This window comes from Thalassotalea euphylliae (assembly GCF_003390335.1).
In the GTDB taxonomy this organism is placed as follows: Bacteria; Pseudomonadota; Gammaproteobacteria; order Enterobacterales; family Alteromonadaceae; genus Thalassotalea_F; species Thalassotalea_F euphylliae_B.
Genome location: NZ_QUOU01000001.1, coordinates 3,975,302 through 3,986,641, shown reverse-complemented (window position 1 = coordinate 3,986,641; position 11,340 = coordinate 3,975,302). Strand labels below are relative to the sequence as shown.

The following is an 11,340-nucleotide window of genomic DNA, read 5'->3' as shown; positions in this document are numbered from 1 at the left end:
TGCGGCCAATCAGTAACAGTTATAGGGTATTGCGTTCATATGTTTAAGAAATTGCGCGGAATGTTTTCTAACGATTTATCAATCGATTTAGGAACGGCGAACACATTAATTTATGTCAAAGATCAAGGGATTGTACTGAACGAACCGTCAGTGGTGGCGATTCGACAAGACCGTGCAGGTGGTTCTAAAAGTGTTGCTGCCGTAGGTTTAGCAGCGAAGCAAATGTTAGGTCGTACGCCGGGCAATATTGAAGCCATTCGCCCGATGAAAGATGGTGTGATTGCCAACTTCTTCGTCACTGAAAAAATGCTTCAGCACTTTATTAAACAAGTGCACAGCAATAACTTCTTACGTCCAAGCCCACGTGTGCTAATTTGTGTTCCTTGTGGCTCTACGCAAGTGGAACGCCGTGCTATTCGCGAATCAGCGCTAGGTGCTGGTTCACGTGAAGTGTATTTAATTGACGAGCCAATGGCAGCGGCAATCGGTGCGGGCTTACCCGTCTCGGAAGCGACCGGCTCTATGGTGGTAGATATCGGTGGCGGGACAACGGAAGTGGGGATTATCTCACTTAATGGCGTGGTTTACTCTTCATCTGTACGCATTGGCGGTGACAAGTTTGATGAAGCGATTATCAACTATGTACGTCGCAACTTCGGCAGCTTAATTGGTGAAGCAACGGCTGAGCGCATTAAACACGAAATTGGTTCGGCTTACCCTGGCGAAGAGTTAATTGAAATTGAAGTACGTGGTCGCAACTTAGCCGAAGGTGTACCGCGCAGCTTTACGCTAAACAGCAATGAAATTCTTGAAGCATTACAAGAGCCATTAACCGGTATTGTCAGTGCGATCATGGTTGCCCTTGAGCAGTCGCCACCGGAATTGGCGTCAGATATTTCTGAGCGCGGTATGGTGCTTACTGGTGGTGGTGCGCTGCTGAAAGACCTGGATCGTTTGTTAATGGAAGAAACGGGTATTCCAGTCGTGGTTGCTGAAGACCCACTTACTTGTGTTGCCCGCGGTGGTGGTAAAGCGATTGAAATGATCGATATGCACGGCGGTGACCTATTTTCATATGAATAGCTGTCGTATGACTAGCTATTGTACGACTAATTGATTGAGTGCCAGTACAACTGGCACTTTACTTCTTAACCTGAAATCGGGTTAATCATGAATCCAATATTTAAACACGGCCCTTCCCTTCAACACCGTCTGGCGCTTGTCATGATAGTGTCTGCCTTGTTAATTTTCTTCGATCACAAAATGCAAAGCTTTGAATCCGCTCGCGGTTATTTGCAATCAGTGGTTAGCCCATTGCAATACATGGCGAACACTCCAAAACAGCTAATGACATGGACAGCAGAAAACTTGGTGACCAGACAACAGCTGATTGAAGAAAATGAAGCGCTAAAAGTTAATGAGCTTAACTTCCAGCAACAGTTGATGGAACTGGCCATTGTTAAGCAAGAAAACGAGCGGTTGCGCTCATTACTCGCATCGCCTTTACGCACTGAAACCAAGAAAATGGTCGCCGAAATACTTTCGGTTGATAGCGATCCTTATTCTCATCAAGTCGTTATTAACCGCGGCGCCAATGATGGTGTTTACGAAGGACAACCGGTTATCGATGAGCAGGGGGTTGTTGGGCAAATATTACACGTCGGCACAACCACTAGCCGGATTATTTTAATCACTGATTTAACTCATGCGGTACCTGTGCGCGTAAGTCGTAATGGCACGCGTATTATTGCCAATGGTGCAGGGCGTATCGATCGCTTATCTCATGCCCATGTGCCGCACAGCGCTGACGTGCAAACTGGCGATTTGCTGGTTACCTCTGGGCTGGGTGGTAAATACCCAGAAGGGTATCCAGTTTCTACAGTTAGCATTGTACGCAAAGATGAGTCACGCCCGTTTGCGCAGGTGTACAGTCTGCCCGTTGCGCAAATTGACAAACTGCGTTACCTGTTATTACTTTGGCCTGAGCAGCCTGCCAGTATTTTCGCACCGAAACAAACTAATCAACAGTCTGAGGCTCAGGGTGAGACCTTAAATCGTCAATCACAGGAGACGCCAAGTGCTAGCCAATAATGGCATTATTGTGGTGCTTAGCCTGTTGCTCGCCTTGATTGCCAGCATAGTGCCTATGCCACACAGCGTTGATGCTTTTCGCCCTGATTGGGTGCTAGTGGTACTGATTTACTGGAGTTTAGCACTGCCGAATCGCGTCAGCGTCTTTACCGCTTGGGTGATGGGTTTTTTGCTGGATGTATTGCTTGGCTCAACGCTCGGGGTGCACGCCGGTGCCATGGCGTTATCTGTGTATATCGCGGCGGTGAACTTTCAGAAAATCCGCAATTTTTCCTTGTGGCAACAAGCCTTGATTGTGGGTGTGTTAGCCGCGCTATATCACTTGCTGGTATTTTGGTTGCAGCGGGTATTAACTGATGTGGTGTTTTTACCCGGCTATTTATACCCTGTGCTCAGTGCCGTTGTGTTGTGGCCTTGGGTATTCTTGTTACTGCGTAAAATACGTCGCCACTTTAAGATTTCCTAGCGAGGCACAATGAACAGGAAACACGAACAACAGGAAACACAATCAATCGACAGTAATGCACAATGAATCAAACTAAGTTAATACTTGCCTCACAGTCACCGCGACGAAAAGCCTTGTTAGCCCAGCTGGGTTATGAGTTTACTTGCTTGCCAACCGATATTGACGAATCAGTGCAAAGCGGTGAAAGCGCTCGCGATTATGTCCACCGACTTGCTATTGCCAAAGCACAAACCGCGCTTGAGCAAGCAAGCGAGCAACACACTAACGGTGAACTGGTTGTGTTAGGTAGCGATACAACGGTGGTTTTTAATGATCATATTTTGGGTAAACCGGAACATTTTGAAGACTTTAATCGCATGATGACCATGTTATCGGGGCAATGTCACCAAGTGTTAACGTCAATTGCGGCGGTTAGTGAATCTAAGGCACAGGCACAAGTCATTGCTACCGATGTTTGGTTTAAACAGCTATCCTCTAAAGAGATCAGCGACTATTGGCAAACGGGTGAGCCGCAAGATAAAGCGGGTGGTTATGGTATACAAGGTATTGGTGGACAGTTCGTCAGTAAACTTGATGGCAGCTTTTTTGCGGTGATGGGATTACCCTTGTACGAAACCTCATTGCTGTTAAATCAATTCGGGGTAACGGGGTACGTTTCACCTTAGCTAAAAAAGTCGCTAACAGCTGTACTCGCGATGTTGCTGCGGCTGTCGGTATGATTGTCGAAATTATTGTCGAAATGACTGCCAATATGACAAGCCAAGTGGCTGCCCAAGCGGGATTGCAAGATAAAAAATTCTGGCGCTTATGGTATTTGCATATGCGCCCATCAAGAGGAGTGATACATGAGTGGTGAATTACTGGTAAATATTACCCCCAGTGAAACGCGTGTTGCCTTAATTGAAAACGGTGTTTTACAGGAATTACACGTTGAGCGGGAAGCTAAGCGCGGCCTAGTGGGCAATATTTATCTCGGTAAAATCATTCGTGTTTTACCCGGAATGCAAGCGGCATTTGTTGATATTAATTTAGACAAAGCCGCTTTTTTACATGCCTCCGATATCCACTCCAAACTTATTCTCAACGAAGAAGGCAAAGAAGCTGAGCCAGTCCCTGATATTCGCTCATTAGTGCATGAAGGGCAGTATTTAATGGTGCAAGTGGTGAAAGACCCGCTCGGCACCAAAGGCGCTCGCCTCACTACCGACATCACCATAGCGTCTCGTTATTTGGTCTTGATGCCTAATGCCAGCCATGCGGGTATTTCACAGCGCATTGAAGATGTAAATGAGCGCAATCGTCTCAAAGATATTGTAGTGCCATATTGTGATGATAAACACGGCTTTATCGTGCGCACCGCTGCCGAAGGAGCTGGTGAGCTTGAACTCAAACACGATGCGGAATTTTTGCGCCGCGTCTGGGCGAAAGTGAGTGAGCGCAAGCAACGTAAACAGATTAATGCGCCAATTTATCAAGACTTATCACTGGCATTTCGCGTCTTGCGCGACTTTTTTGGCACGGAATTAGAGCGCATTCGCATTGACTCTAAGCTGACTTACGATCAGCTGATGGAGTTTACCCAAGAATTTGTCCCCAATTTAGCGCATGTACTGGAGTACTACCCAGGCGAGCGTCCAATCTTTGATTTGTTCGATGTTGAAGCGGAAATTCAACGGGCGCTAGAGCGCAAAATTATGCTCAAATCTGGTGGCTATTTGATTATTGATCAAACCGAGGCAATGACCACGATTGATATCAATACTGGTGCCTACGTTGGTCATCGCAATTTAGAAGAAACCATTTTTAGCACCAATGTCGAAGCCACCCAAGCCATTGCTCGCCAACTGAGGCTGCGCAATTTAGGGGGCATTATCATTATCGATTTTATTGACATGACCAGTGAAGATCACAAGCGCCGTGTGCTACACAGCCTTGAAATGGCGATGGCCAAAGACAAAGTGAAATTTAGTATTCACGGTTTCTCGTCGCTGGGGCTAGTGGAAATGACGCGCAAGCGCACACGTGAAAGCCTAGAGCATATTTTGTGTGGCGAATGCCCATCGTGCCAAGGTAAAGGAACGTTAAAAACGGTTGAGACGGTCTGTTTTGAAATACTGCGAGAAATTGTTCGCGTAAATCGCGCGTACGATGCTGATCAATTTATTGTTTATGCGTCAACAGCAGTAAGTGAGTCTTTACTCAATGATGAGTATCACAACCTGGCTGAGCTTGAAGTTTTCATTGGCAAACTGATCAAGGTGCAAACCGAGCCTATGTATAATCAAGAACAGTTTGATGTGGTGATGGTCTAATTCAGAACGTCAGCTAACCGCTAGCACTAGTTGCAAGAGCGCTAGCCAGAGAAATCGCGAGAAAAATAGGTAGTAACAAGCTTGAACATTACGGCATTTTCGAACAGGTGGTTAAACCGACTATACAAGTGTATTGCGATACTCTTGGTCTTAGTGGCGGTGTTGATCAGCGCCATGCGTCTGCTGTTGCCTTACATGCACAACTACCGAGCCGAACTACAAAATCATATCAACTCAACGTACAACACCAATATTCACATTGGTGCGCTCACCATGGATTGGCAAAAAGTTGGCCCTGTGTTGGTTGCCAACAACGTTCGCTTAGTGAATACCGATGCCACAGTGGTCTTTATTGAACACTTAGACATCAAAGTAAACTTCTGGCGCAGTCTTCAGCACCGCACGCTAATTACACGTGGCTTGACCCTTGATGGTGCTAAAGTGATTGTCGACACCACTAAGTTGGCAAACAATGCCGTTAGCGATCAAGACAGCACCGTTTACGAGCGTTTATCAGATGTTTTCTTATTGCACGTGAATAAATTCTCGTTAACCAATAGCCAGATTGTGGTGCGCACCGAAAGTGGTGATAAAAAACTGGCACTCAAGCATCTGAACTGGCTTAACCAAGGGGATCGCCATCGCGCCAGTGGTGAGGTACTGGCACAGGGCTTAGCAACGAATACAGCCAGTGTATTACTCGATTTTACTGGCAGTGAAGTCAGTGAAATGTCGGGGCAAGTGTATTTAAAAGGTCAGCGCGTCAATTTAACCCCTTGGCTCGATCGCACGCTTACGATAGACAACGATAAAACCTATTCAGAGCTAAATTGGCAATCTTGGTTGACTATCGAGCGAGGTAAAGCGAGCCAGTTTTTATTGGCCGTCGATGATTCAAAACTGCGTTGGATTGATAATGACCAAGAGCATGAAATCATGCTGCAAGCGGCGATGTTTAACGCTGACTTTATCGAAGATCGTATCGCGATAAAGTCATCTCCTATCGATATTCTTGTTAACGGGCAATCTTGGCAGCCTGTGCATATCAATGCGGTGGTTACAGGTAGAGATATTGAGGGTTATGTGTCAGCAATAAATGTTGCAGGCGTTAGTGAAGTCTTACCTTTAATCATAGATTCACCAGCACTTCGACAAACAGTGGCTCAGCTTAATCCAAGTGGTCAATTGACGGATATTTATTTTCGACAATTAGCAGGCGAGTTAGCGCTGAGCGCTGAGCTTAATGACTACCGTCAAAATTACGCGCAAGGTATTCCGGGCATTAGCCACCTTAACGCTGAATTTACGCTAGTAAATGACCAGTTGGTGGCAGACATTAAGGCAACGGACAGCGCACTTAATTTTGATGAACACTTTAAACAGCCCATCGCCTTTGACCAATTAGCAACAAGACTGACTGCCCAATTCAACGCGAATGGTGTAAATGTTAATGCTCAGCAACTTAACTTTGCCGCGCCAAATATGGCATTAACGGGGCAAGTTAATGTGACTGTGCCAAAAGAAGGCGATGCCAGCATGGCATTGTTGGCGAACATTGAGCATGCCAACGCACAGCAAGCCAACTTGTATTACCCACACAAATTGATGGGTAAGGATTTAGTGAATTACCTCAATCGCAGCTTGATTGATGGTCAGATATCCGCTGGACAAGTGCTGTTCAATGGCGCGTTTCGCGACTTCCCGTTTAACGATCAGCAAGGTATTTTTGTGGTTGATGCTGAGCTAACCGATGCCACCTTTGCGTTTGATGAGAAGTGGCCAGCCATCGAAAACATGGCGGCGAATTTAAATTTCACTAACAATAGCATGCTGATCTCGGCGCGCGCAGGCAGTTTAACTGGGCTTAATGTTGAAGGAGTGACGGCTGGTATTGCCAATCTTAGCAAGGAGCAGTTATTGCGAGTGTCGGCTGATATTCATCAGCAGGCGCCTGAAAACGTGACCCGTTTAATGCAACAAAGTCCGCTGAAAAAATCGGTTGGCGAAACGCTCACGACATTGCAAATTAGCCAACCAATTTCCGGTAAGTTTGATTTATCGCTACCACTGAAACGCACTAAAGACGTTGTCGCTTCTGGCTATGTTGATTTTACCGATAATCAATTAGCGCTTTCCTCACCAGCGATGTCCTTTGCCAAGGTCAATGGGCGACTAACCTATCAAAATGAGATCATTGATACGCAAGACCTAGCGCTTGTTTGGCGCGGTATGCCGCTGACGGTCAAGGTGGCAGGGCGCGATCATCAAGACTACTACCAAACCGTGATTGACCTGCGTGGTGATTGGCGCGAAGTAGCATGGCTTGCACAGCTACCAGAATCGTTAACGCCATACGTCGCAGGTGAGCTTAACTGGCAAGGCCAACTCGCGCTCAATATGCATCGCGGTGGCGGTTTTAGTTATGAAGCCGATATCCAGAGTGACTTATCGGCAGCACAATTTAATTTGCCTGCCCCTTACGGAAAAAACACCGAGCAATTATTGCCATTGACGGCCAAAGTAACAGGTCAGTTAGACAAATCGACAATATCGGTGAGCGCTGGCGATGAGTTAAGCTTTTATGGGGTGCTCGATCACAGTGACACTCAGTTTCATCGCGCACATTTAGTCTTGGGTAACGATACCATGTTGCTGCCGATGAACGGCTTTCACATCACCACTAAGCTGGCGCAAGCGGATGTGTTAGCGTGGCAGCCGTTTATTCAAGATATTGTCACCAGCCTGCCCAAAGCCGATAAAAGCACTACACAGGTTAGCTTGTTCCCCGCCCCAGAGCGCATTCGCGGCAATGTAGATAAGCTTGATATTTTGGGTCAGTCACTTACCAATGTCTCGTTTAATTTGCTCGATCAAAGTAACTGGTGGCTACTGCGGCTCAATGCCAAAGAAGCGCGTAGCGAAATTAAGTTCTTCCCCGATTGGCATGCGCAAGGTTTGGAAGTTGATGCTGACTTTATACACTTAGCGGCAGATTTTGGCGAAACCAATACGGATGGGCTAGGGGAAAATGAAGGCGAGAACCAAAGCGAAGATGAGGGCGATAAGAAGGCCAAGACTAACGACGAGCCAGTTGAGTTGTCGTATCAAAAGCGTCTCGCACTGTTTAACAGTGTCCCTAGATTAGAAGTGGTTTGTGATAGCTGTAAGCTTGGCAAGCTTGATTTTGGTCAAGTGAGCTTTCAACTCAAGCGCTCTGGCGATAAAGCAAGTGGGCAACAACTGAACTTAGAAAATTTTAAAGCGAGCCGAGAAAAATCTACGCTAGCGTTAACTGGCACTTGGCAGCTAACGCCGGAAAACTCGAGTACGCATCTTACCGGTAAGCTCGATATTAACGAGCTTGAGCGTGAGTTCGATAAATTTGATTACACCAGTGTGATTAAAGACAGCGGCATGACCGCTGACTATAACTTTTACTGGCAAGGGGCACCCAGCGAATTTAGTTTGAATAAGCTCAATGGGCAGGCATCGATTGATATCGACGATGGCTATTTAAGTGAAGTCAGTGACAAAGGCGCGCGTATTTTCTCGGTGCTGAGCTTACAATCCCTAGTGCGCAAACTCACCTTAGATTTTCGCGATATTTTCTCTGACGGCATGTTCTACACCTACATGCGTGCCGATGCGCAAGTTAAAGACGGTATCCTCTACACAGACAATATGCGGATGAAAGGCGCGGCAGGTGATCTTTCGGTAAAAGGTAACACCGCTTTAGCACAAGGGATACTTGATTATCGCATGAGCTACAAGCCTAATTTGACCTCTAGCTTGCCAGTGCTGGCGTGGATTGCGACCTTGAATCCAGCGGTGTTTCTTGCTGGTGTGGCAATAGATGAAGTGTTTACTTCACAGGTGGTGTCTGAGTTTAACTTTGAGCTTACGGGCAGTGTCAATGACCCTAGCTTTAAGGAAGTGAATCGCAAAAGTCGCGATGTCAGCGTTGGTCGCTCAACACCGCCAACGTTTGTTGAAAACACCCCTGCACCTAGTGAGCCAGAAGAAATCACGCCTGAGCGCGAGCTAGATAATTTTATACCGCCGACACCGCTTCATTTGGACATGTATAATAATGGCTAGTGCCAGCCCCTTGCTGTCGGCCGTACAAATGTGTTCGGTTCCCGATATTGACGAGAATCTCACGTTTATCGCCAAGCAGCTGACGAAAATTACCGCGCAAGCATCCAATCGTGAGCACCTCGTGCTATTGCCAGAGTGCTGCCTTTACTTTGGTGGCAAAGAGCAAGATCAACTGAGCATTGCCCACAATGAACAAGCGCAAGTGACTATGATTGAAGGACTCGCATCGCTTGCTCACACTCATTCGGTAAATTTGCTCGCGGGTAGTTTGCCCACCCCTGCACTTGGGGGCGACCATCACAAGTTTTACAACACGAGTTGCTTGTTTTCACCGCAAGGTGAGCTAGTTGGCGATTATCAAAAACTGCACCTGTTTGATGTGGTGGTTGCTGATAACGAAAAAACCTACCGAGAATCCCGCTATACCCAAGCCGGTCAGAAGATCAGCTGTTTATCGCTACCTTTTGCGCAAATAGGATTGTCGATCTGCTATGATGTTCGCTTTCCTGAGCTGTTTCGCCAGTTGGCACAACAAGGTGCTGATATTATTACTGTGCCTGCCGCCTTTACTCGTGTAACTGGTAAAGCCCATTGGCAAACCTTGTTACAAGCAAGGGCGATTGAAAACCAAGTCTATATTGTTGCAGCGGGGCAAGAAGGCGTGCATGCTAACGGCAGAGAAACTTGGGGGCATTCAATGATTGTTAGCCCGTGGGGAGAAATTTTAAGTCAGCAAGCAACAGGGCTTGGTGTTGTCAGTGCTGAATTTGATCTTAATATACTCGCGCAAGTACGAAGTAGTATTCCGGTTAATCAACATAACCGCTTTAAAACAGAGTTAATCCATGATGAATAAAGTTGAGCAAGTGTTACTTGCAGATAGTCAGTTAGATCGCACCGCATTAACTGACACCTTAACCCAAATCCACCAACACCAAGTGGATTTTGCCGATTTGTATTTTCAATCGTCGCGCCATGAATCTTGGATGCTCGAAGATGGCATTGTTAAAGAAGGCTCATACAGTATTGAGCGTGGCGTGGGTATTCGCGCTATCTCGGGTGAAAAAACCGGCTTTGCCTATTCTGACGATATTTCTGCACAAGCATTAAACAAAGCGGCGAACGCGGCGCGCGGTATTGCGGCAAGTGGTCAGCATGGCAAAGTACAAGTGTTTAGCGATGTTAGCAGTGAAACGATTTATCACGCGATTGACCCGTTAGCGAGTTTAAGCCAAGAGAAGAAAATTGCCTTGATGCACGAAGTGGAAGCCCATGCCCGCAGTGTTGATAGCCGCGTGAGCCAAGTTATCGTCAGCTTATCTGGCGTTTACGAGCACATTTTGGTGGCGGCAACTGACGGCACCTTCGCCACAGATATTCGCCCACTTGTGCGCCTAAATTGCTCTGTGTTGGTGGAGTCGAATGGCAAGCGTGAACGCGGTAGCTCTGGCGGTGGTGCGCGCACCGATTACAGCTACTTCTTTGAAGCACAAGGTGACAAGCCGAGATACAAATTCTACGCCGAAGAAGCGGTTCGCCAAGCGGTCGTGAATCTGGATGCGATTGACGCGCCAGCAGGTAGTTTCCCTGTGGTGTTAGGGGCAGGCTGGCCGGGGGTATTATTGCACGAGGCGGTTGGTCATGGCCTTGAAGGTGACTTTAACCGCAAAGGTTCATCAGCGTTTTCAGGTAAAGTTGGTCAGCAAGTGGCATCAAGCCTTTGTACGATTGTCGATGATGGCACGCTGTCGAATCGCCGTGGCTCGTTGAATATCGACGATGAAGGTACACCAGGGCAATACAATGTCTTGATTGAAGACGGTATTTTGAAGGGCTATATGCAAGACAAGCACAATGCTGGCCTAATGGGCGTTGCGCCAACGGGTAATGGTCGTCGTGAGTCTTATGCACATTTGCCAATGCCGCGTATGACTAACACTTACATGTTAGCGGGTGAGTCATCACCAGAAGATATTATCAAATCAGTGAAAAAAGGTATTTACGCGCCTAACTTTGCGGGTGGGCAAGTGGATATCACTTCCGGTAAATTCGTGTTTACCAGTGCTGAGGCTTATCTTATTGAAAACGGCGAAATTACCTCGCCAGTTAAAGGCGCGACCTTGATTGGCAGTGGTCCTGAATCAATGCAGAAAGTGAGCATGGTGGGCAGTGATTTAGCGCTTGATGCCGGTGTTGGTGTGTGCGGTAAAGACGGCCAAAGCGTACCGGTTGGCGTGGGGCAACCAACCTTAAAAGTTGATGAAATGACGGTTGGCGGCACGCAATAATCGCTTTTATGTCGATGTCGATGTTGATTTCGGTTTTGGTTTCGATAAGCACTGAGGCAGCCTAGGCTGCCTTTTTTTATGCGCT

8 protein-coding genes are annotated in these 11,340 nt (G+C 47.0%); all 8 read left to right on the top strand.

Annotated elements, in window-relative coordinates:
* The first annotated feature begins 39 nt into the window (after positions 1-39).
* The 8 genes from DXX93_RS17370 to tldD all read left to right on the top strand — a co-directional run bounded on the left by DXX93_RS17370 (position 40) and on the right by tldD (position 11,255).
* Positions 40-1,083, top strand: coding sequence for a rod shape-determining protein (locus DXX93_RS17370; protein WP_116001432.1), 1,044 nt, complete (start codon positions 40-42; stop codon positions 1,081-1,083).
* Between the two features lie 87 nt (positions 1,084-1,170).
* Positions 1,171-2,091, top strand: a complete 921-nt coding sequence (mreC, locus tag DXX93_RS17365) for a rod shape-determining protein MreC (protein WP_116009210.1) — start codon at positions 1,171-1,173, stop codon at positions 2,089-2,091.
* Complete coding sequence (gene mreD, locus DXX93_RS17360; RefSeq protein ID WP_116009209.1) at positions 2,078-2,557, top strand: rod shape-determining protein MreD; 480 nt, start codon at positions 2,078-2,080, stop codon at positions 2,555-2,557. The genes mreC and mreD overlap by 14 nt, the downstream gene beginning before the upstream one ends.
* A gap of 62 nt (positions 2,558-2,619) precedes the next feature.
* Complete coding sequence (locus tag DXX93_RS17355; protein WP_116009208.1) at positions 2,620-3,222, top strand: Maf family protein; 603 nt, start codon at positions 2,620-2,622, stop codon at positions 3,220-3,222.
* A gap of 180 nt (positions 3,223-3,402) precedes the next feature.
* Positions 3,403-4,869, top strand: a complete 1,467-nt coding sequence (rng, locus tag DXX93_RS17350; RefSeq protein WP_116009207.1) for a ribonuclease G — start codon at positions 3,403-3,405, stop codon at positions 4,867-4,869.
* An 81-nt stretch (positions 4,870-4,950) separates the two neighbouring features.
* Positions 4,951-8,967 (top strand): YhdP family protein, encoded by a 4,017-nt coding sequence (locus tag DXX93_RS17345; RefSeq protein ID WP_116009206.1) that lies wholly within the window; start codon positions 4,951-4,953, stop codon positions 8,965-8,967.
* On the top strand, positions 8,960-9,823 hold the full coding sequence (locus DXX93_RS17340; RefSeq protein ID WP_116009205.1) for a carbon-nitrogen hydrolase family protein: 864 nt from the start codon (positions 8,960-8,962) through the stop codon (positions 9,821-9,823). The genes DXX93_RS17345 and DXX93_RS17340 overlap by 8 nt, the downstream gene beginning before the upstream one ends.
* Complete coding sequence (tldD, locus tag DXX93_RS17335) at positions 9,816-11,255, top strand: metalloprotease TldD (RefSeq protein WP_116010022.1); 1,440 nt, start codon at positions 9,816-9,818, stop codon at positions 11,253-11,255. Before DXX93_RS17340 ends, tldD begins: the two co-directional genes overlap by 8 nt.
* The last annotated feature ends 85 nt before the right edge of the window (positions 11,256-11,340 follow it).

What these genes read in the sequence shown, in the direction of transcription:
- tldD (WP_116010022.1), top strand. Translation starts at nt 9,816, where the DNA reads ATGAATAAAGTTGAGCAAGTGTTACTTGCAGATAGTCAGTTAGATCGC.
- DXX93_RS17370 (WP_116001432.1), top strand. Translation starts at nt 40, where the DNA reads ATGTTTAAGAAATTGCGCGGAATGTTTTCTAACGATTTATCAATCGAT.
- DXX93_RS17355 (WP_116009208.1), top strand. Translation starts at nt 2,620, where the DNA reads ATGAATCAAACTAAGTTAATACTTGCCTCACAGTCACCGCGACGAAAA.
- DXX93_RS17340 (WP_116009205.1), top strand. Translation starts at nt 8,960, where the DNA reads ATGGCTAGTGCCAGCCCCTTGCTGTCGGCCGTACAAATGTGTTCGGTT.
- rng (WP_116009207.1), top strand. Translation starts at nt 3,403, where the DNA reads ATGAGTGGTGAATTACTGGTAAATATTACCCCCAGTGAAACGCGTGTT.
- mreC (WP_116009210.1), top strand. Translation starts at nt 1,171, where the DNA reads ATGAATCCAATATTTAAACACGGCCCTTCCCTTCAACACCGTCTGGCG.